General features: G+C 66.6%; 20 protein-coding genes. 9 read left to right on the plus strand and 11 right to left on the minus strand.

The features are described 5' to 3' along the window. The first annotated feature begins 79 nt into the window (after positions 1-79). The 3 genes from C3942_RS15365 to C3942_RS15375 all read left to right on the plus strand — a co-directional run bounded on the left by C3942_RS15365 (position 80) and on the right by C3942_RS15375 (position 2,489). Positions 80-865: a phosphatidylethanolamine N-methyltransferase family domain-containing protein gene (locus C3942_RS15365; RefSeq protein WP_104231234.1), complete on the plus strand. Its 786-nt coding sequence runs from the start codon at positions 80-82 to the stop codon at positions 863-865. A gap of 85 nt (positions 866-950) precedes the next feature. After that, on the plus strand, positions 951-2,081 hold the full coding sequence (locus tag C3942_RS15370; protein ID WP_104231235.1) for an aminotransferase class V-fold PLP-dependent enzyme: 1,131 nt from the start codon (positions 951-953) through the stop codon (positions 2,079-2,081). Between the two features lie 87 nt (positions 2,082-2,168). Next, positions 2,169-2,489 (plus strand): antibiotic biosynthesis monooxygenase, encoded by a 321-nt coding sequence (locus C3942_RS15375; RefSeq protein ID WP_104231236.1) that lies wholly within the window; start codon positions 2,169-2,171, stop codon positions 2,487-2,489. Here C3942_RS15375 and C3942_RS15380 read toward each other — a convergent pair. Next, positions 2,474-3,484: an AraC family transcriptional regulator gene (locus C3942_RS15380; RefSeq protein WP_104231237.1), complete on the minus strand. Its 1,011-nt coding sequence runs from the start codon at positions 3,482-3,484 to the stop codon at positions 2,474-2,476. The two genes, C3942_RS15375 and C3942_RS15380, sit on opposite strands and share 16 nt — an antisense overlap. Positions 3,485-3,614: 130 nt before the next feature. Here C3942_RS15380 and C3942_RS15385 point away from each other — a divergent pair, with 130 nt between their 5' ends. Beyond that, a complete protein-coding gene (locus C3942_RS15385) occupies positions 3,615-5,300 on the plus strand; it encodes a GMC family oxidoreductase (protein WP_104231238.1) in 1,686 nt (561 codons plus the stop codon). 10 nt (positions 5,301-5,310) lie between these two features. After that, the gene (locus tag C3942_RS15390) at positions 5,311-5,982 is read left to right on the plus strand and encodes a nitroreductase (protein ID WP_104231239.1); all 672 of its coding nucleotides are present in this window, start codon (positions 5,311-5,313) and stop codon (positions 5,980-5,982) included. A gap of 53 nt (positions 5,983-6,035) precedes the next feature. Here C3942_RS15390 and C3942_RS15395 read toward each other — a convergent pair whose 3' ends face one another. Further along, the gene (locus tag C3942_RS15395) at positions 6,036-7,733 is read right to left on the minus strand and encodes a putative bifunctional diguanylate cyclase/phosphodiesterase (protein WP_104231240.1); all 1,698 of its coding nucleotides are present in this window, start codon (positions 7,731-7,733) and stop codon (positions 6,036-6,038) included. A 444-nt stretch (positions 7,734-8,177) separates the two neighbouring features. On the opposite strand from C3942_RS15395, the gene C3942_RS15400 reads away from it, so the two are divergent. From C3942_RS15400 to C3942_RS15415, 4 genes are all read left to right on the plus strand, one after another. Beyond that, on the plus strand, positions 8,178-8,909 hold the full coding sequence (locus tag C3942_RS15400; RefSeq protein ID WP_133164319.1) for a hypothetical protein: 732 nt from the start codon (positions 8,178-8,180) through the stop codon (positions 8,907-8,909). 124 nt (positions 8,910-9,033) lie between these two features. Continuing rightward, positions 9,034-11,592, plus strand: a complete 2,559-nt coding sequence (locus C3942_RS15405; RefSeq protein ID WP_165797471.1) for an efflux RND transporter permease subunit — start codon at positions 9,034-9,036, stop codon at positions 11,590-11,592. A 143-nt stretch (positions 11,593-11,735) separates the two neighbouring features. Further along, on the plus strand, positions 11,736-12,443 hold the full coding sequence (locus C3942_RS15410) for a c-type cytochrome (RefSeq protein ID WP_104231242.1): 708 nt from the start codon (positions 11,736-11,738) through the stop codon (positions 12,441-12,443). Beyond that, the gene (locus tag C3942_RS15415) at positions 12,440-13,726 is read left to right on the plus strand and encodes a cytochrome c (protein ID WP_104231243.1); all 1,287 of its coding nucleotides are present in this window, start codon (positions 12,440-12,442) and stop codon (positions 13,724-13,726) included. Before C3942_RS15410 ends, C3942_RS15415 begins: the two co-directional genes overlap by 4 nt. A 12-nt stretch (positions 13,727-13,738) precedes the next feature. Here the strand turns inward: C3942_RS15415 and C3942_RS15420 are convergent, their stop codons facing one another. The 9 genes from C3942_RS15420 to C3942_RS15450 form a co-directional block, all read right to left on the minus strand. Further along, positions 13,739-14,047 carry a hypothetical protein gene (locus tag C3942_RS15420; protein WP_133164320.1) on the minus strand — a complete coding sequence of 103 codons (309 nt, stop codon included), beginning with the start codon at positions 14,045-14,047 and terminating at the stop codon, positions 13,739-13,741. A 168-nt stretch (positions 14,048-14,215) separates the two neighbouring features. Beyond that, positions 14,216-14,833, minus strand: coding sequence for a hypothetical protein (locus C3942_RS15425; protein WP_133164321.1), 618 nt, complete (start codon positions 14,831-14,833; stop codon positions 14,216-14,218). Between the two features lie 613 nt (positions 14,834-15,446). Further along, positions 15,447-15,605, minus strand: coding sequence for a hypothetical protein (locus tag C3942_RS22710; RefSeq protein WP_243393626.1), 159 nt, complete (start codon positions 15,603-15,605; stop codon positions 15,447-15,449). Further along, positions 15,602-15,772: a hypothetical protein gene (locus C3942_RS22355; protein WP_165797472.1), complete on the minus strand. Its 171-nt coding sequence runs from the start codon at positions 15,770-15,772 to the stop codon at positions 15,602-15,604. Before C3942_RS22355 ends, C3942_RS22710 begins: the two co-directional genes overlap by 4 nt. Next, the gene (locus C3942_RS15430; protein ID WP_133164322.1) at positions 15,769-16,185 is read right to left on the minus strand and encodes a hypothetical protein; all 417 of its coding nucleotides are present in this window, start codon (positions 16,183-16,185) and stop codon (positions 15,769-15,771) included. Before C3942_RS15430 ends, C3942_RS22355 begins: the two co-directional genes overlap by 4 nt. Then, positions 16,182-16,604 carry a hypothetical protein gene (locus C3942_RS15435; protein WP_207766108.1) on the minus strand — a complete coding sequence of 141 codons (423 nt, stop codon included), beginning with the start codon at positions 16,602-16,604 and terminating at the stop codon, positions 16,182-16,184. The genes C3942_RS15430 and C3942_RS15435 overlap by 4 nt, the downstream gene beginning before the upstream one ends. Positions 16,605-16,790: 186 nt before the next feature. Further along, positions 16,791-18,575 (minus strand): right-handed parallel beta-helix repeat-containing protein, encoded by a 1,785-nt coding sequence (locus C3942_RS15440; RefSeq protein WP_104231248.1) that lies wholly within the window; start codon positions 18,573-18,575, stop codon positions 16,791-16,793. 2 nt (positions 18,576-18,577) lie between these two features. Continuing rightward, complete coding sequence (locus C3942_RS15445; protein ID WP_133164324.1) at positions 18,578-19,147, minus strand: hypothetical protein; 570 nt, start codon at positions 19,145-19,147, stop codon at positions 18,578-18,580. 11 nt (positions 19,148-19,158) lie between these two features. Beyond that, complete coding sequence (locus C3942_RS15450) at positions 19,159-19,602, minus strand: hypothetical protein (protein WP_104231250.1); 444 nt, start codon at positions 19,600-19,602, stop codon at positions 19,159-19,161. Positions 19,603-19,777: the final 175 nt, after the last annotated feature.

The raw sequence follows: 19,777 nt of genomic DNA on the forward strand, positions 1-19,777 counted from the left end.
GATTGGCGACGCCTGTCAAGACATTCTCCCGGCAGGCGCTAACAATGCGTCATCCTTGCCCGACCGAGCCGGTAACGTCATGAACGCAGTCCAATGGCACGAAGCCCTGCTGATCGCGTACTTCGCGGGCTCGCTGTTCGTGTTCGCCACCCTGAGCCTGGTGGCCAAGGCTGCCTATGGCCGCCACAAGGGCGACAAGACGGCCTGGTGGTGGGGGCCGGGGGTGCCGACGCGTGCGTCCTGGATCTTCATGGAGGCGCCTTCGGCGCTGGGCTTCGCCGTCATCTACTTCATGGGCGAGCGTGCCCTGGCGCCGGTGCCGCTGATCCTGCTGGCGATGTGGCAGGCGCACTATTTCCAGCGCAGCTTCATCTATCCCTTCATGCGCCGCGTGAAGCCGGGAGATACCACGCCGCTGCTGATCCCGGCGCTGGCCTTCGCGACCAACCTTGGGGTGTCCTTCCTCAATGCCGCGATCCTGTCCTGGAACGGCATCGGCCAGGCCTACGAACTGTCCTGGCTGGCCGATCCGCGGTTCCTGGCGGGCGCGGCGCTGTTCGCCGCCGGCTGGCACATCAACCGCAAGGCCGACGCGATGCTGGCGGCGCTGCGCAAGCCCGGCGAGACCGGCTACAGGATTCCCCGCGGGTGGCTCTACGAGCGCGTGAGCTGCCCCAACTACCTCGGCGAGTTCCTGGTCTGGGCCGGCTGGGCGCTGGCCATCTGGTCGGCGGCGGGTGCGGTCTTCCTGCTCTGGACACTGGCCAACCTGCTGCCGCGGGCGCTGGAGAACCACCGCTGGTACCGACGTACCTTCGCCGACTATCCGGCGCAGCGCCGCGCGGTGATCCCGGGCCTGCTGTAGACGGATTGCCTGGCCACCGGTATCCCCGGACAATGGCCCGCCCGCGCCGTTCCGGCGCGGATCCACCTTCGCGGGGAGCGTGCTGATGTCGCGTCATTTCCGTTCCGTCGATCCCGATGGACTGCTCGAGTATTCGGTGGTCTTCACCGACCGTGCCGTCAACCACATGTCCCAGCTGTTCCAGCAGGCCATGCGGGACATCTCGGCCACCCTGAAGTCGGTCTACAAGGCCGAGGCGGTGGTGGTGGTGCCCGGTGGCGGCTCCTTCGGCATGGAAGCGATTGCGCGGCAGTTCGCCGGAGGCAAGCGCTGCCTGGTGATCCGCAACGGCTGGTTCAGCTACCGCTGGTCGCAGATCTTCGAGATGGGCGGCATTGCGGCGAGCGAAACCGTGCTGCAGGCACGCCCGTCCGGCAATGGCCCGCAGTCGCCCTGGGCGCCGGCGCCGGTCGAGGAAGTGGAAGAGACGATCCGCCGCGAGAAGCCGGACCTGGTCTTTGCGCCCCATGTGGAGACCGCCTCCGGCATGATCCTGCCGGACGATTACCTGAGGCGTGTCGCCGCGGCCGTGCACGCGCACGGCGGGCTGTTCGTGCTGGACTGCGTGGCCTCCGGCGCGGCCTGGGTGGACATGCGGGCCTGCGGCATCGACATCCTGCTGACTGCGCCGCAGAAGGTCTGGAGTTCCACGCCCTGCGCGGCGCTGGTGATGCTCGGTGCCGAGGCCAAGGCACGCATCGCCCAGACCCAGAGCAGCAGCTTTGCCGCCGACCTGAAGAAGTGGCTGCAGATCATGGAGGCCTACGAGGGCGGCGGGCATGCCTATCACGCGACCATGCCCACCGAGGGGCTGCTGCGCCTGCGCGATTCCATGAAGGACACCCTGGCGATGGGACTGGAACCGCTGCGCGAGGCCCAGTGGGCGCTCGGACGGGGCGTGCGCGAAATGCTGGCGGCCAGCGGCTTCCCCAGCGTAGCGGCCCAGGGCTTCGAGGCCCCGGGCGTCGTGGTGTCGTACACCAGCGATCCCGATATCAGCAACGCCAGGAAGTTCGTGGCGCTGGGGCTGCAGAGTGCCGCCGGAGTGCCCCTGATGTGCGGCGAGGGCGGCGATTTCCGCAGCTTCCGCGTCGGCCTGTTCGGCCTGGACAAGCTGGCCGACGTGCCGGGCGCGATCCAGCGCCTGCGGAGCGTGGTGGACAAACTGCGCGCCTGAAGACAGGCCGTGCTTGACCTCAACCGCGCTTGAGGTCCCAGACTCCTGTCGCGCAGGCCTGCCGCCTGCTTTGACAGGAGTCTTTTCATGTCTGCATCCCGCAGCATCCATCGCATCGACAAGTTCGTGGTACCGCCCGAGGCCGTGCCGGTCTTCGTGGCGCAGATACAGCGCATCCAGAAAATACTGCGCACGCTGCCGGGCTGCCTGGGGCAGATGGTGCTGACCCAGGCCGGCGGCAGCGGCGAATTCAACGTGCTGACGTGGGTGGAGTGGCAGAGCCAGGACGCCATCGCGGCGGCACAGGCCGTGGTGCAGGGGATGTTCGCGGCGGAGGGCTTCGATCCGGCGGCCTTCTCGCGCTCGCTGGGCGTGCGTGCCGACCTCGGCTTCTACGAGCGCGCCTGACGCGGCCGCCCGCCGGGCGTGCGGCCGGTCCAGCGCTTGAAGGCGCGGATGAACGCAGAGGGTTCCGAGAAGCCGAGGCGCAATCCGACCTGTTCCACCGGCAGTCCGGCGGCGAGCCAGCCTTCGGCCAGGGTGCAGCGTACCTCGTCGGCCAGGCCGCGGTAGGACGTGCCTTCCGCCTCCAGCCGGCGGCGCAGCGTGCGGCCGGTGATGTGCAGGGCGGCGGCCAGTTCGCCGATCTCCGGCATCCGGCCGTAGGCCTGCAGCAGGCGATCGCGAACCTGCCCGGCGACCCCTCCGCGCAGCCGGCGGCGGTTGAGCAGCATGCGGCATTGCTCTTCGCAGAGCCTCTGGGTCAGGGCATTGGCCTGCGGCAGCGGCAGGTCGAGCACCCGCGCGTCCACCGCGATCAGGTTGCGCTCGGCGCTGAACTCCGGCGTGACGCCGACCAGTTGCCGGTAGCGTTCGGCATGCGGCAGGCGCGGGAAGCGGAAGCACAGCCGGCGCAGCTCCGGCACCCGCCCGAGGATCTCGTGCGCCAGCGCGAAGGCACCGCCGGCCACGCGCTCCATGATGAAGCCACGCAGGTCCTCGGGTACGCCCCGGTCGTCGATCAGGATGCGCATCTCCTGCGCGTCGGACTCGGTGCTGACCTCGCAGTAGGCATAGGCCAGGTCGAGATAGCGCAGCATCAGCGACAGCGCGTCCCTGAGCGTGGCGCTGCTGAGCATGGCGTACCCGAGGATGCCATGCGTGCTCAGCCGCAGCCGCAAGCCCGCGATCAGGCCGAGGCCGGCGATGCCGGGCAACTGCCGCTGCAGGTTGCGCATGACCTGCAGTTCCTGGGCGGCGTCGACCTCGGCGTCCGCATCGAACAGCTGGTTGACGTCCAGTCCGGTCTGTTCCAGGCATTGCGTCGGCATCAGGCCGTGCTCCACGCCGATCTGCACCAGCAGCTGGAGGCTGGCGGCGGCGCGGCGGATGGCGGGTTGCATGCTGTCCTGTCCGTTTTGGTCTATAGACTGTCCGCCGCGATCATACCAGCCGGACCGCCGCTCCCTTAGTCTTGGAGTGAAGGCCCGCCGGCCAGGCATGGCGGGCATGGACAAGAGCGAGGAGAGACGCATGCCGGAAGCCGGGCAGGGCGAAATCTACGATTACCTGATCATCGGCGGGGGCTCCGCCGGCTGCGTACTGGCCCATCGCCTGAGCGAAAGCGGCCGGTACCGCGTATGCCTGCTGGAAGCCGGTCCGCGCGACCGCAATCCCTTCATCGCGATGCCAGGAGGCTTGCTGCCTCTGGTGAATGGCCAGTTCTGCAACTGGAAGTTCTGGAGCGAGCCACAGCATCACCTGCACGGCCGCCGGCTGTACCAGCCCCGCGGCCGGACGCTGGGAGGCTCCAGCAGCATCAACGGCATGGTCTACACCCGCGGCCATCCGCGCGACTACGACCACTGGGCAGCGCTGGGCTGCGAGGGCTGGAGCTACCGGGAGGTCCTGCCGTATTTCATCCGCTCCGAGAACTACCAACCCGACTGTGCCGAGCAAGACCGGCCCTTCCACGGCAAGGGCGGCCCGCTGAACATCGCGGCACGCCGCTCGACCAATCCGCTGAGCCTGGGCTTCGTCGAGGCAGCCCGGCAGGCCGGACACCCGCACAACCCGGACTTCAACGGTGCCGTACAGGAGGGCGTGGGGATCTATCACGTCTTCCAGAAGGACGGGGAGCGCTGCAGCAACGCCCGAGCCTACCTGCGGCCCGCGGAGTCGCGGCCCAATCTCCGGGTGCTGACCGGCGCGCATGTCACGCAACTGCTGCTGGAGGAAGGCCGTGCCGTGGGTGTGCGCTACCGGCAAGGCAGGCATGATCTGCAGCTCCGGGCCGCGCGCGAGGTGATCCTGTCGGCCGGTGCCTTCCAGTCACCGCAACTGCTGCTGTTGTCCGGTATCGGTCCGAAGCAGGAACTGGAACGCCATGGCATTCCCTTGCAGCATGAGCTGCCCGGCGTCGGCGAGAACCTGCAGGACCATCTCGATGTGTTCGTCGAGGTCAAGGCGAAGACGCGCGTCAGCTACTCCTTCCACCCGACGCGCTGGTGGAGCCTGCTGGTGGCGATGCTGCAGTACCTGTTCGCACGCCGCGGCGAATACACCTCCAACATGGCCGAAGCCGGCGGCTTCTACCGCTCGCGGCCCGAAGAGACGATTCCGGACCTGCAGTGGCACTTCCTGCCGACGCCGAATGCAAAGCACGGCCTGGACCTGAGCGGCCCGTTCCGGCGCTACGGCTACGCCGTGATGAACTACGACCTGCGGCCGCTCTCGCGCGGCCGTGTCAGCCTACGCAGCAAGGACCCGCTGGCACCACCGAAGATCGATCCGAACTTCGCGGCGCATCCCCGGGATATCGACCGCCTGGTGGCCGGCATACGCGAGACCCGTCGCGTGCTGTCGCAACGGGCCTTCGACGAGCACCGCGAGGCGGAAGTCTCGCCCGGCCCGGAGCTGCAGAGCGACGAGGAGTTGCGCGAGTTCGTGCGCCGGACGGCCGAGGTGGCCTACCACCCGGTGGGAACCTGCCGCATGGGGCCGGCCGGCGACCCCATGGCGGTGGTCGATCCGCGTCTGCGTGTGCACGGCATTGCCGGCCTGCGCGTGGTGGACTGCTCGATCATGCCCACTGTACCGGGATGCAACACCAATGCCCCGGCGACCATGGTTGGCGAAAAGGCCGCCGCCATGATCCTGGAAGATGCCGCGGGTAGGGCGCAGCCGGCGGGCGAGACCCTAGAATTGGCCGCAGCCTAGGAGAACGACCATCAAGGTTTCAGAAGCCCTGGCGACACGGATCAGTTGTCGCGCCTTCCTCGATACCCCGGTGTCCGAGGAGAAAGTCCGCGCCCTGCTGGAAGCGGCCAAGCGATCCGCGTCCGGCGGCAACCTGCAGCCCTGGCATGTCTACGTGCTTGCGGGCGAGCCGTTGCGCGAGTTCGTGGCGCTGATGGAGAAGCGCTGGCAGGCCAACCCGGCGGGCGAGGGCAGCGAGTACGACATCTACCCGAAGAACCTCGGCGAGCCCTACCGCACGCGCCGCTTCGAGTGCGGCGAAGACCTGTACGGCACGATGGGCATCCCGCGCGAGGACAAGCGCGCCCGCGTGATGCAGGTGATGCGCAACTTCCGCTTCTTCGATGCGCCGGTGGGGCTGTTCTTCGCCATCGACCGCCAGATGGGCATCGACCAGTGGATGGACATCGGCATCTTCCAGCAGAGCATCATGCTGGCGGCGCGGGAGCTGGGCCTGCACACCTGTCCGCAGGAGGCCTGGGCCATCTGGCACAAGACGGTGGCGGAGTTCGTCGGCATGCCGCCGGAACTGATGCTCTGCTGCGGCATGGCCCTGGGCTACATGGACGAGTCGGCACCGGTCAACCGGCTGCGTACCCGCCGCGCGGAACTGGACGAATTCGCGACGCTGCGCGGATTCTGATCACAAAAAAGGGGCGCCGAGGCGCCCCTTTTTCGTTGCGGAACCGATCAGCGTCAGTTGACCGTGGCCATCGCCTTCTCGGCGATCTCGGGCGTCTGGCACCAGGTCATGAAGTCCGGCAGCGGCAGCGCGGGGCTGAACAGGAAGCCCTGCATCATGTTGCAGCCCAGGCCGCGCAGCGTCTGCAGCTGCTCGCGGGTCTCCACGCCTTCCGCCACCACCTGCAAGCCAAGGTTGGCGGCCAAGCCGGTGGTGGCCTGGATGATCATCTCATCCTTGCGGCTGCGGTTGACGCGCGAAACGAAGCTGCGGTCGATCTTGATCTTGTCCAGCGGGAAGCGGTGCAGGTAGGCCAGCGAGGAATAGCCGGTACCGAAGTCATCCACCGACAGGGTGATGCCCATGGACTTGAGGCTTCGCAGCACGCGGGCGCTGTGGGCGGGGTTGCCCATCATGGTGCTCTCGGTGAGCTCCAGTTCCAGGTCCGTGGGGTCGGCATCGATCTGCTCGATGGTCTGCTGGATGGAATCCACCAGGCCCGGATCGTTGAGCTGGCGCGCCGACAGGTTCACGGCGAGCTTCACCGGCGCGGCACCGGACAGGCGCCAGCTCTTGGCATCGGCCAGCGCCTTGGCCAGGCACCAGCCGCCCATGGCGCCGATGGCACCGGTCTCCTCGGCTACCTGGATGAACTCGCCCGGCATCACCAGGCCGCGCGTCGGATGCTGCCAGCGCATCAGGGCCTCGGCGCAGACCACGCGGCCGCTGCTCACATCGAGCACCGGCTGGTAGTGGACGCGCAGTTCCTCCCCTTGAACGGCGCGGCGCAGCTGCGCGATCAGCGCGGTGCGCGAACGCACCTTTTCCGCGATCTGGCGGGTGTAGAACTGGAAGCCGCTGCCGGGATTCTGGCGCGCATGGCTCAGCGCCGCCTGGGCATTGGCGATGATCTCGTCGTAGGTATCGCCATCCTGCGGGCAGGTGACGACGCCGACATTGACCGTCATGTCGAGCTCCTGGTCGTTCAGCGTGAACGGCCGCGACAGCTCGCCGATCAGGGCGCGCGTGCGCTGGTCGGCCAGTTCCACCAGGCGGGCATTGTTGGGCAGCTGCGGCGATACCACGGCGAACAGGGCGCCGCCGACGTAGAACAGCCGGCCGCTGTCGTCGGTGCAGGCCCGCAGGCGGCGGGCGGCGATGCGCAGGAACTCGTCGCCGGCGACGGCGCCCAGCATGTCGCTGATCGCGGTGAGCTGGTCCAGGCCGATGTAGGTCACGACCAAGGCCTGACCCTGCGAGCGCAGGGTCGGCCCCTCGGTGTTGAGCAGGGCCTCCAGCCGGGCACGGTTGGCCAGGCCGGTGAGGGAATCGTGATGGGCGAGGTAGTCCCAGCGCTGCGCACGGTCGCGGAACTCGCCCAGCGCGGAAGCGACGGCGCCGATCTCGTCGCCGCGGTTTTCAGGCAGCGGAGTGTCCCAGGAGCCGCGGATCAGGCCCTCGGCACCCTGCACCAGTTCGTCGAGAGGACGCACGATGGATTGCACGAAACCCAGGACCATCAGCGCCACCAGCGTCAGCAGGATGCCAGCGACGACCAGCACCGCGACGCCGGCTACGCTGTCGCCGACCCGGGACTGGAGGAAATGGACGCAAAGGGGAGCAAAGGCCGTCAGCGCCACCGTCACGACCAGCAACGTCAGCTTCCAGCGGACGGGCAGGTTGCGGCTGACTTTGGGCAGCAGGTCGGTCATGAGCGATTCGGGCAGCGGGCCGGACGCGGGAGCACAAGCAATTCCGGGACCATCCCCTGGGTCATCCCCGCCACTGCTGCCACGAAAAATCCTCCCCCGAAAAACCTTCCGCGGCCGCGGAGGTCGATACTGGCGCGCCACGGCGAACCTGGCGGGCGCTTCAGCCAAAACGCCGACGTTATGTCAGCCCTGGCTTACGGCAGAACTCTCAACGGGCGCAACTATACCCCGCAGGGCTCATTCCTGACGACTGAGTCAGCTAGTAACTTTGACTCCTCGCGACTTTTATCCCTTCTGGACAGCGAAGGGGGCAAACTCTCAGCCTGCCATGATATCGTTATGAATATATTAATCTTTCCAGGACAGCTGTCCGGAGATTCCTGACCACGCACCGGGCAGAATGCCCGAACCATCACCACATCAAGCGAGGAACCCCGATCCACCATGAGCCTGCGCCGCATTCTTGTTCTTATCCTGCCCTTGCTGGGCTTCACCGGCATGGTCCATGCGGGTGAGCGCCCGGCGGCCATTGGCGCCTACGTCGAAGCCCTGTCGAAAGTGGAGCAGGCCAGCCAGCCGCTGTCCCTGGAACCGCTGATGGCCGCGGCCCTGGCCGCCCAGGACGCGCTGATGGAGATCCAGGGGCTCGGCGACCAAGCCTGGATCGAGCGGCTCGACGAGGCCGGGTACCAGAAGCTGCAGGCCGACCTGCGCGGCTTCCGGCTATCGCGCGGCTATGACATCTATGCCCAGCCCGATCCCGCGTTCCTCGACGCCTTGGCGCAGCAGCACGGCCTGGCCGCGGATCGCGACTTCTTCCGCCTGTACCGCCGCTACTGGAACGAGGACCTGCTGCCGGCCTACCTCAGCATCGGCAAGCGCCCCACGCCCTGCGTACGCTTCGGCGAAGGCGTGCTGCAGGATCAGTATGCCGGCTGGAGCGAGTACGTCCGCCTCTATCCCGAGTCCTACCAGGGCTTCACGCGGCAGACGCTGGCGGACCTGGAGGAGGCGGTGGGCCTCGGTGTCTGCACCTGCACCGATGCCGCCAGCGTGCAGCGCGAACTGGGCAGCTTCGTCGAGCGCTTCCCGAATTCGCCGGTGGCAGCCAAGGTGCGCAGCCGCCTGGTGGAACTGAAGGAAACGCCGGACCTGCGCCCGGTGCTGTGCCGCTGATCGCGGCCCGAAAAGAGCTTCCTGCGGGGCGGGGCTCGTAAGAGGCGCCCGCCTCGTGCCAACATCGGCCACCCGGTCAGTGCCCGGGGCCACACAACGACTATAAGCGGTTGGGGGAGAACACATGCACGACGCGCGTGGGCGCTTTTCGCAGCTCTTCATCCGCGTGACCGAACCGATCGTGTTCGGCCGCCGGGGACGTACCCTGCTGGTGCTGGGGCTGCTGACGCTGTTCATGGCCTGGCAAGCGCTGCACCTGCGGCCGGAGACGGGCTTCGAGAAGCAGCTGCCCCTGGGGCATCCCTACATTCAGGTCTTCAAGCAGTACCAGCGCGAATTCGGCGGCGCCAACCTGGTGCTGTTCGCGGCGGTGCAGAAGCAGGGCGACATCTACAACGCCGAATTCCTGCGCACCCTGCGCGGCCTGACCGACTCGGTATTCTTCACCCGCGGCATGGACACCGCACGCGTCAGTTCGATCTTCACGCCGGATGTTCGCTACATCGAGGTGGTGGAAGACGGCTTTGCCGGCGGCAACGTGGTGCCAGCCGAGTACGCCCCGACCCCCGAGATGTTCGCGAGGATCCGCGCCAACGTGGCCAAGGCCAACGTCGTCGGGCGGCTGGTGGCCAACGACCAGGGCGGCGCGATGGTGTTCTCGGAGTTGCTGGAGCTGGATCCGATCAGCAAGCAGCCGCTGGACTACGTGCGCATGGCGCACAAGATCGAGGATATCCGCGGCCGCTTCATGCAGCCGAGGATGACCGCGTACCGGCTCAAGCAGGACCTGCCGCCCTTCAAGGCCGGCGACCTGATCCGCCGCGGCTACAGCGAGCTGCGCTGGCCGCTGTGGATGGAAAGCTTCGATATCGACCATACGGACGCCAACGGCCAGACGCTGACGCACGAAATCCCCGGACGCCTGCTGTCGGCCACCGAGGTCGCCAATCCCGACTACAACCCCGACGTCGACATCCACATCATCGGCTTCGCCAAGGTGGTGGGCGACATCTCCGACGCGACGCTGGAAGTGGTGGGCTTCTTCGGCCTGACCCTGCTGCTCACGCTGCTGCTGCTGTGGTGGTACTGCGGCTCGCTGCGCATCGCGCTGATCCCGCTGTCCTGCTCGGTGCTGGCGGTGGTCTGGGAACTGGGTTTCCTGCACCTGTTCGGCTACGGCCTGGATCCATTCGCGATCCTGGTGCCGTTCCTGGTGCTGTCCATCGGCGTGTCGCACGGCATCCAGATCACCAGCTTCTGGCTGTACGAGGTGGCCGACCATGGCCAGGGCAGCTTCGAGGCCTCGCGCGCCACCTACCGCCGCCTGGTGATCCCGGGCATCTCCGCCGTGCTGACCAACGTGGTTGGCTTCGGTACGATCCTGCTGGTGCCGATCGGCATCGTGCAGGAGATGGCGATCAACGCCATGTTCGGCCTGATCGCGATCATCGTCTGCAAGAAGATCCTGCTGCCTTGCCTGCTGTCCTATGCCACGCTGAAAGATCCGCTGCGCTTCCGGGAGCACCAGCGCCGGCGCGACGCCGCCTTCGAGCCGCTGTGGCGGGTGCTGAGCGGCATCACGCTCAAGCCGGTGGCTGCCACGGTGCTGGGCATCTCGGTGCTGGTCTATGCCTGGGCCGAGTGGGTGGGGCAAGGTCTGGAGATCGGTGAACTGCACGACGGCGTGCCCGAATTGCGCCCGGATTCGCGCTACAACCGGGATACCGCCGCCATCGTGCGCGAGTTCTCCATCGGCGTGGACGTGCTCAAGGTGATCGCGGAGTCGCCGAAGGACGGCTGCATCGACAGCCGCGTGATGACCACCATCGACGACTTCGCCTGGCGCATGCAGAACACGACCGGCGTGCAGTCTACGTTGTCGCTGCCGCAGATGTCCCGCCTGGTGTTCGAGGCCTTCAACGAGAGCAACCCGAAGTGGCGCGCACTGCCGCGCAATGCCGACGGCTTCGTCATCACGCTGCAGCCGATCCCGCCGTCCACCGGCCTGCTCAACAACGACTGCAGCGCGATCCCGGTGCTGATCTTCACCGCCGACCACAAGGCCGACACCATCGACGGCATCATCGCGGCGGTGAAGAAGTTCGAGGAAGAGCAGGGTGCCAATGCCCCGGTGAAACTCCGGCTGGCCACCGGCAACGTCGGCGTGATGGCCGCCGCCAACGACGTGATCAAGGAAACCGAGCGGCCGATCCTGCTGTGGGTCTACCTGGGCATCGGCATCTGCGTGTTCCTGTCGTTCCGCAGCTTTGCCGGACTGATCTGCGTGCTGGTGCCGCTGGCGCTGGTGTCAGTGCTGTCCTATGCCGTGATGGTGTTCCTGCAGATCGGCGTCAAGGTCTCGACCTTGCCGGTGGCCGCCTTCGCGGCCGGCATCGGCGTGGACTACGGCATCTATATCTTCAGCGTGCTCGAGGAGTGCGTGAACAAGGGCATGACGCTGCGCAAGGCCTATGAGCAGACCCTGCACCAGACCGGCAAGGCAGTCCTGTTCACCGCGCTGGCGCTGGCGGCCAGCGTCTGCACCTGGCTTCTGTCCGGCCTGCAGTTCCAGGTGGACATGGGCATCCTGCTGACGATCATGTTCCTTGCCAACGCGGTGGCCGCGGTGCTGCTGCTGCCGGCCTTCGCCGCTTTCCTGCTGAAGCGCCAGGCCGCCGGGTAACGTTCGCGAGGCCGGGCACGGGAATGCTCCCGGGGCAACGGGCACTCCAGACGGCTGGAGCGCCTGCGGCTTCCCTTGTAAAGCCTGTCCGTATCGGACGTACGGCGTTAGGATGCCGCCCATTCGAAGGCGGAGCCATTCCGATGTTGCGGAAAAGCCGTTTACTGACGCTGTTCTGGGTTCTGGTGATGGGCCCGGCGGCAGCGCTCGCCGCCGAGGACAGCATGGCCCAGCGCATGCTGGCCTGTGCCGCCTGCCATGGGGCCGAGGGTCGCGCGACCGGCGACGGCTTCTATCCGCGCATCGCCGGCAAGCCCGCTGGGTATCTCTACCATCAGCTGCTCAACTTCCGCGAAGGCCGCCGCCTCAACGCGCAGATGACCTATCTGCTGGAGCGCCAGGGCGATGCCTACCTGCGCGAGATGGCAGAGTACTTCGCCGGCCTGTCGCTGCCGTATCCGCCGCCGCGGCCGCCCCAGGCCGAGCCCGCGCGCCTCCAGCGCGGCCTGCAGCTGGTGAGGCAGGGTGACGCCGCGCGCGGCATTCCCGCCTGCAACGACTGCCACGGCGAGAAGATGACTGGCGTCCTGCCGGACATTCCCGGCCTGCTGGGCCTGCCTTACGACTATCTCGTGGCCCAGTTCGGCGCCTGGCGCCAGGGCACCCGCCGCGGCACCGCGCCCGATTGCATGGCCGCGATCGCGGCCAAGCTCAACCCCGAGGACATCGACGCCGCCGCGGCCTGGCTGGCCGCGCAGCCGATGCCGGCCGACCCGCATCCGGCACCCGGCCTGCCGCGGCCACTGCCGGTTTCCTGCGGCAGCGTGTCCGCCACGGGAGTCACACGATGAAGCGCCTGCTGATCGTACTGTCCCTGCTGGGCGTCCTGACCACCGGCACGGTGTTCTGGCTGGGCCTGCGCGGCGATCCCGGCGACACCACCGTGGCCAGTCCGCTGCGGGCGCCGGCAGGCGTTTCGCCGGCGGAACGCGGGCGCTACCTGGTGCAAGTGGGCGACTGCATGGCCTGCCATACGCGGCAGGGCGGTGCCGACTATGCTGGTGGCCGCGTCATCCCGACGCCGTTCGGCGACTTCTACTCGCCCAACCTGACCCCGGATCCCGAGACCGGGCTGGGCGGCTGGTCCGCGGACGATTTCTGGAAGGCGATGCACGAAGGCCGCTCGCGCGACGGCTCATTGCTGTATCCGGCCTTCCCCTATACCAACTACACCAAGCTGACCCGCGACGACAGCGACGCGATGTTCGCGTACCTGCAGACCTTGCCCGCCGTGAAGGAAGCACGCCGCGAGCATGATCTGAAGTTCCCCTACAACTACCGCTTCCTGCTGGTGGGCTGGCGGGCCTTGTTCTTCCGTCCCGGCGTCTACCAGGCGGACAGTTCGCAGGATGCCGCCTGGAACCGCGGCGCCTACCTGGTGCAGGGCCTGGGCCATTGCAGCGCCTGCCACGAAGCCCGCAATGCGCTGGGAGCCGTGCAGTCCCGCGACAATCCGGCGGGCGGCCTGGTGCTGAACTGGTACGCGCCAGCCCTGGCGGCGCCGGCGGAAGCCGGCGTGCAGGACTGGCCCAAGCAGGACATCGTGCGCCTGCTGCGCGACGGCATTGCCCCCGGAGCCTCCACTCTGGGCCCGATGGCGGAAGTCGTCTACGAAAGCCTGCAGCATGCCTCCGCGGAAGACCTGGACGCGATGGCGACCTACCTGAAGGCGCTGGAGCCGACCCAGCCGCCGCCGGCACGCGGTGCGGTCCAGGTTCCGGCGCACGCCGTGGAAGACATGGCCAAGCGCGGCGCGGCGATCTACACCGAGCATTGCGCGAGTTGTCATGGCGACGCAGGCGAGGGCGCCTTGCCGGCGGCACCGGCTCTGCGCGGCAACCGCGCGGTGATCATGGCCTCTGCCGTCAACCCGATCCGTGTGGTGCTGTTCGGTGGCTACGCGCCGGGCACGGCCGGCAATCCCAGGCCCTTCGGCATGCCGCCGTTCGGCAGCACGCTCAGCAACCAGCAGGTCGCCGACGTGCTGACATATACCCGCAGCGCCTGGGGCAACCAGGCCCGGCCGGTGTCCGCCGCCGAAGTCGCCCGGAACCGCCAGGGCCCGCTGTGGTGAACGGCCGACGTCTCAGCGCGGATTCGCCGGGCGCTTGTCGATGAAGAAGTCCTGCTGCCGCTCGTAGACGAAGCCCTCCGTGCAGCGCAGATAGCCTTCGGTACGCCGTTGCTCGGCCGGATAGCGGTCCAGGCATTCCTTCTGCTTGGCGGTATCCACCGTCACCACGCGAACGCGGTCATGCCTCGCAGGATCGTAGGTTTCCACCTGTGCGGCGCGCTGCATCCACCAGACCAGCAGCAGCGCCAGGCCGGCGACAGCCAGCGCTCCCAGGATGGGTAGTAACTGCGAGGAAAGACGGGCTCGTAGATTCCGGGGCATCGGGCGGTTGGCTTGAAAAGGCCTCCGAAGGTAACGCGGAGGAGATCAACAGAAAACCCTTCATGTGCCCTGAGTGGGAATGCGCCTAATGCGGTTGGAGGAATTCGTTGCTGCTGGTCGGGCGAATGAAGCCGGCCCCGGCGTAGCGCAGGCCCGCGCCATTCACAATTAGAAACGGCTCTGATCGCAGTGTCCGAGGAATAGCTGTTTCGCTATCTCGGTCAATCGATCTCGATAGCCTTGGCCATTGTGGAAACCACGGCGCATGGTCGCCTCTATGGCATTCCGCTCGGCTCTAAGCGAGCCGCAGTTTGCCGCTTCTTGGCGTTTCGATTTGCCTATAACAATGGGGTCCGGTGCCGAATCGGAATACTGTTGTCGGTCCCATTCCCGCTGGATGCGCCTTGTCCCTTGCATAATGGCGATGGCCTCAAGGGCGTTCCGGTCGGCCTCGGATTGGCCGGGGCGAGTCGGGCGGGCCGAATACGATGAACTGTAATATCCGGAGGTTCCGGCGCGCTCGATAGCCATCTGCCGCTGTGTCTCGGCCAATTGCTCAGCACGTAGCCGTAATTCTTCCTGCTGTTGCCCCAGGATCGCGTTTTGCCGTTCCTGCTGCTCCCATGCTTCCTGGCGCTCTTGAGCAGCCTTGTCGATCTGCACAGCCTGGTAGTACTCAAACCCCAGGAGAGCCAGCAGCACAAGACCGACGCCGAACACCCATGCGAATGTCGTATCGGTGTGGTGAGCTTTTCGATACCGCAGGGGCGCACGTAAATCCGTCATAGCGGGTGCTGGTTAGGGGTGTGGAGTCTGCTCCACGGTAAATGCGCGTTTGAACCTGACGCAACTGTCAGTCGCGGCATCAGACCCAAATTCCAGCGCATCAGGTACCTCGCGCCTCGGAAAACAGCCTTGAAATGTGAATAATGTATATTATTGTTAAGTAGCAGCGTCTGTTGGCCGATACATAGATAAACAAAAAAGGCCAAAATGACCGAATTCGACTTCGATGCATTTATTTCTGAATTTTGCCTTAGCAGGGATGATGCCGCACGAGTGTTTGGAATTTCCCGACGAACGGTAGATAGGTGGCGAAAATCAGGGTTAATTCCAATGATCGCCGCGCAGTTGGCGCGCTCGATAGAGCGGTCTGCCCTCCCGTGGAATGGATTTTTCCAGGCAAACGCCGTGCGCGGCGCCGAGAGGCTTGGACCCTGGCGCGAGGAAATCCTCGGCCCTCAGTGGCGCCAGGTCGCGCAGGATCGCGACAAGGCCCACCGCGACGAGCGGGAGAGAGCCTGGCGCATTCGATGGGAAGCGGCCGCCCCTAAGCGCGCCAGGGCGGCCGCGGATCGCAGCCGGCGCGGGTGGATCACCCGCAAGGCCAGGTCCGCGCTTACGGCTGCTGGCGAGCCTCCAGCACGGCCAGGCGCACATCATGGGCCTGCACTCGCTGGTCAACGCGGTCCAGCAAATCGACTGCCCGATGTAGTTGGAAGCCGGCGAAGCTGACCAGGGCGGCCAGCAGCAGGTTGGCGGCGGTGCCCGGCTTCACTTCTTGGCCTGGCCCTTCGGCGCCTGCTCGCGCAGCGCCACGGCCACGGAACCGGCCGCGGCCGCGGCGGCGGCCAGCCAGGGCGCGGCGGGGCCGCTCAACGGCGCGAAGGCGCCCAGGATGCCGGCGATGCCGGCCCAGGTGGAAGGCTCTTTCAGGCGGTTCATCGGATGTAGTCCAGCGAGAAGTTGAAGATATCGGGCAGGGGCTTGGCCTCGTAGCGCCAGGGGATGCCGCTGACGCCGGCCGTGCCGTAGTCGTAGCCGTTGGAGCTCCAGGAGCCCGCCGGCTTGGCCGGCGTCGGCGAGGACAGGTCATGCTCTGACGGCAGGCCCAGCAGGTGCCGCGCGTCCTGCACCCGGTCGAACAGCCAGGTGCCGAGGGTGGCATCGCCAGGGATGATGGCGTCCTGCACCGCGTTGCCCGCGTTGTAGGCCGCAGTCCCGGCCGCCTGGACGGTGCCGGTTACGGCATCGCCCACCGCCGCCGCGGCGCGCTTGGTGATCCAGTAGACGCCGCCGGCCGCGACGATGGCCAGCAGGCCGTACCACACAGGGTCGGGGACGTCGCGCAGTTTCACAGGGCCGCCTGGACGGCGCGCGAGTACGTGCCGTCGTCGTAGTAGTCGCCGCGGCCGTTCTCGTGGCTCACCACGGCGCGCAGGAAGCGTTCCAGCGTGGCGGGACTGGTCATGTCGATCTGCGCATCCGCGCCGACGCCCAGGCGCTTGGCCACCGCGGCGATGTAGGCCGCCGTGTTGTTGTTGTCGGAGGCCGGCGCGTACTTCGTGATGATCGCGCGGACCGTGCGCAGGCCGTGCTTCACCTGCTGGTTCTTGAGGTTCAGCGCGGCCGCGCGCAGGCCGTAGTGGTCGGAGACGAACACCAGGTAGTTCTGGCCATCGGTCGGCGGCGAGGCCAGGCCTTGCCACTGCGAGCCGGGCCGCAGGTTGCCGGGGTTCTTGTTGCGCAGGCCGCGGGGCAGGGTGAGGGCGCTCAAGGCATTCTCCATGCTGGAAACCACGTCATCGAATTCCGGAAGGGGCTCGGCCCAGCTCGCCGCGGGCGGCGCAGCCTGGTTTCCAGCCGCTGGAGCAGCAGCTGCGCGGCGGCCGGCATACCACCAGGCCGCCGCGCCGGCCGTGCCGATGACTGCGAGGACGGGGAGGGCGCGCACATTGATTCGCTAGTTCACGCTCCGGCATACCTCGTACCAGGTATTGCTGCCGAAGTTGGTCAGAGTGATGGTGTCGTTCGCGGTTCCGACGAAGTTGACACCGCCTGCCAGCAAGATGTTGGCGTTGTTCTGGATGGTCGTGTTGGCGTCCACCTTAATCCGGATCGTCTGCCCGGCCTGGCCGTTCAGGAAATTCGTGATGGTCGTCGCTCCCGCGTTCGCGGTAGAGAACAGATTCCCATCGAGAACACTGGGCGTGGCGCCGGTCATGGCTCGCGCCGGCTCCATGTCGGGAACACCCCGGTTTGCCTTCATGATCGTGCCGCTGGACCCCAGCGACACAACCTGCGTTGCGGCGGCCGTGGCGTTGGCGAAGTCATTGCCCACCACGTTGTGGTCTGACCCGCCCGCCTGCAGGAACAGCGCGTAGCGCGCCTTGTTGGCCAGGCCGGCATGGCGCACCACGTTGCCGACGAGGTTGATTCGGTCGCAGGTGTTGTTGCAGAAGATGGCATCGTAGGTGTCGTTCGCCGCTTGCCCCGACGAGACAACCATGTTGCCCTCGACAGAGCAGTCATCCGAACCGCTCAGGAGAATGCCCTGCTGCTGGCTAAGCTCAACATGGTTGTTATGGATTTGGCTAAACGAACTGCCGGCAATTTGGATGCCGATCAGCCGTGCATCGTAGACGCGGTTATCGACCACAGCGCAGCGATTCGCCCCGCTGACGAAAATTCCCGTCTGCATGTCTCCCGCGTGGCCCGTCGCCGGATCGTTTTGGCAGTGGTTCCCGGAAATGGAAACTCGAGACGCGTTGCGCACGTCGATACCCACCACGCTGTTAAAGCAGCGGTTGTCGGCAATCAGCTGATCCCGCGAGCTGGGGTGCTCGATGCGGATGCTTGCCCCGGAATGCTTTTCGCATCGGTTCCCGACGACACGGTTTCCAGACGTCGGCGTCGTGGCGGTATCCAGCCGGATGCCGTACTGGTGATTGAAGATCATGTTCCCCATGATCGTGTTTTCGCCCGTCTCCACGGCGATCCCGATGCCGCCGTTATCACTGCCCGCGCCGCTGTTGAAGGCAATCACGTTGTCGGCGCCGAAGGCACCGGCACCCGCCAGCACGTGGATGAAATTGCCGTGCACGTCCCGGCCAAAATTGTTCCAGATCGTGCACACGCCGCCGCGCGAAACGATGCCGTTCTTCACCCGCTCGAACGTGTTGCCCTGGACTGTGATCAGCCCCGAAGCTTCATCGGGGTCTGAAATGGCCGTGACGGTATTGGTGTTGGTGAAGTCGTCCGTCCGGAACGAAATCCCCTCGACAGACGAGTTGTGCGCTCCCTGCAGCTTCACCATGATGAAGTTGGCCCCAAGCCCCGCCGTTGCGACCTCCAAGGCCACGCCATCGCCCAGCATCGGGTAGCCGAAATCGGTATACATGTTCCGCTGCTCGCCCTTCAAATTCACTCCGGGCGGCACCACAATCGAGGCGGAAATCTTGTACGTGCCGCACGGCAGAAACACCGTACCGCCGCCGACCACCCCGGCGGCGAAGTTCACGGCCGCCTGAATCGCCGCCGTGTCGTCCGTCACGCCGTCGCCGGTCGCACCGAAGTCCTTGACGGACACGCGCTCCGCAAGCTTCTCATAGACCGTGCGGCTGGCCGCCGACACCGCGTCGAGCTTGAATCCCACCATGGACGAACCGAAGCCGTTGGCGACGTCGGCCAGGTTGGCGCGCAACTGGTTGACCAGGCGCCTCGGCGACTTGATGATCCCGATGCTCATGCTCACGGCGCACGCTCCGTCTGCAGGCTCACCGTGACCGCCACGCCGTTCGGGTTGTGGACCCACACCGCGGCACTGCCGTTGCAGACGGCGGCATCGTCGGGCTGCACCTTGGTTCCGCGCGATCCGCTCACCGAGGAATCCCCGACGCGCACCAGGCCCGGCGCCGCCTCATCGAGCTGCACCAAGGCACTCAGCCGATCCGCGTCGGCCGCAAGCACCTGGACCGTCGCGCCCGCCGCAACGACCACATCATCCGCGCTGGGACGCTGGGTCGGGTTGTCCACGGCGACATTGATCGGGCCGGACACGACGGAGCGGCCCACGGTCGGCGTCCGCGCGCCGCCGGTATAGCCCAGGGCGATGATGACGTCCTGATCGGCATCGGACAGCAGGCGCACGCGGCGGTAGGTGTTCACGCCCATGCCGTCGCCCTGGAAGCGGGTCAGCCAGGTGCCGTCATCGAACTGGATCTGTACCGCGCTGGCGGCCTTGACGACGAGGAAGTAGTCACCGTCCACCTGGAGCGGGTGCTCCACGCCGGCCTTGAGCGATACCGGTTTGTCGAGCATGCCGGTCTCCATCAGGCTTTCCCCTTGCTCTGGAAATAGAAAATGGTCCCGACCAGGATCAGCACGCCGGCCAGGACATAGAGGTTTCGATTGCCTTCCTTCTCTTCCGGCGTCTCCGCGGCCTTGGCGATGGCGTTGATGCTCTGCGTCGAGGCGTCGCGGATGCTGTCGCGGCTGGTGTTCAGCGCGCCGACCGCGGAGCCCAGGGCTTCCTTGAGGAAGCCGAAGGTCTTTTCCTGGTTGGAGTCGGCGAAGTCGAAACTCCGATTGACCGCGCCGGCATCGGTGAAATTGAAGGTTCCGTTGTTGATCGGGGACTTGCTGCCCGAACTGCCAATCGCCACGGTCGTAGACGTGACAGCCGCCGCCGCATCGCCGCCGACGTTTGCGCCGGCCGACAGGTCTTGCACGTCCGTGGACTGGCTCTGCTTGTTGCCACCGCCAAACAGGCCCATGGCCTAGGCTCCCTTGTTGCGCTTGACCACCAGCGCGACCACGACCACGCCTGCAGCCAGGAGCGCCCAGCCGACACTGCCGCTCAGGTCGATTCCCGTGGCGCTGGCCGGCTTGGAAAAGTTGAAGGTCGCGCCGGTCTTGATATCGGTCGCGCCCGTGTTGAAGCCGAGGGCT

It is taken from the genome of Solimonas fluminis (assembly GCF_002930645.1).
Lineage (GTDB): Bacteria > Pseudomonadota > Gammaproteobacteria > Nevskiales > Nevskiaceae > Solimonas_A > Solimonas_A fluminis.

What these genes read in the sequence shown, in the direction of transcription:
- C3942_RS15370 (WP_104231235.1), top strand. Translation starts at nt 951, where the DNA reads ATGTCGCGTCATTTCCGTTCCGTCGATCCCGATGGACTGCTCGAGTAT.
- C3942_RS22355 (WP_165797472.1), bottom strand. Translation starts at nt 15,772, where the DNA reads ATGAACCGCCTGAAAGAGCCTTCCACCTGGGCCGGCATCGCCGGCATC.
- C3942_RS15420 (WP_133164320.1), bottom strand. Translation starts at nt 14,047, where the DNA reads ATGCCCCGGAATCTACGAGCCCGTCTTTCCTCGCAGTTACTACCCATC.
- C3942_RS15425 (WP_133164321.1), bottom strand. Translation starts at nt 14,833, where the DNA reads ATGACGGATTTACGTGCGCCCCTGCGGTATCGAAAAGCTCACCACACC.
- C3942_RS15400 (WP_133164319.1), top strand. Translation starts at nt 8,178, where the DNA reads ATGAGCCTGCGCCGCATTCTTGTTCTTATCCTGCCCTTGCTGGGCTTC.
- C3942_RS15440 (WP_104231248.1), bottom strand. Translation starts at nt 18,575, where the DNA reads ATGAGCATCGGGATCATCAAGTCGCCGAGGCGCCTGGTCAACCAGTTG.
- C3942_RS15410 (WP_104231242.1), top strand. Translation starts at nt 11,736, where the DNA reads ATGTTGCGGAAAAGCCGTTTACTGACGCTGTTCTGGGTTCTGGTGATG.
- C3942_RS15365 (WP_104231234.1), top strand. Translation starts at nt 80, where the DNA reads ATGAACGCAGTCCAATGGCACGAAGCCCTGCTGATCGCGTACTTCGCG.
- C3942_RS15395 (WP_104231240.1), bottom strand. Translation starts at nt 7,733, where the DNA reads ATGACCGACCTGCTGCCCAAAGTCAGCCGCAACCTGCCCGTCCGCTGG.
- C3942_RS15380 (WP_104231237.1), bottom strand. Translation starts at nt 3,484, where the DNA reads ATGCAACCCGCCATCCGCCGCGCCGCCGCCAGCCTCCAGCTGCTGGTG.
- C3942_RS15385 (WP_104231238.1), top strand. Translation starts at nt 3,615, where the DNA reads ATGCCGGAAGCCGGGCAGGGCGAAATCTACGATTACCTGATCATCGGC.
- C3942_RS15405 (WP_165797471.1), top strand. Translation starts at nt 9,034, where the DNA reads ATGCACGACGCGCGTGGGCGCTTTTCGCAGCTCTTCATCCGCGTGACC.
- C3942_RS15450 (WP_104231250.1), bottom strand. Translation starts at nt 19,602, where the DNA reads ATGGGCCTGTTTGGCGGTGGCAACAAGCAGAGCCAGTCCACGGACGTG.
- C3942_RS15415 (WP_104231243.1), top strand. Translation starts at nt 12,440, where the DNA reads ATGAAGCGCCTGCTGATCGTACTGTCCCTGCTGGGCGTCCTGACCACC.
- C3942_RS15445 (WP_133164324.1), bottom strand. Translation starts at nt 19,147, where the DNA reads ATGCTCGACAAACCGGTATCGCTCAAGGCCGGCGTGGAGCACCCGCTC.
- C3942_RS15375 (WP_104231236.1), top strand. Translation starts at nt 2,169, where the DNA reads ATGTCTGCATCCCGCAGCATCCATCGCATCGACAAGTTCGTGGTACCG.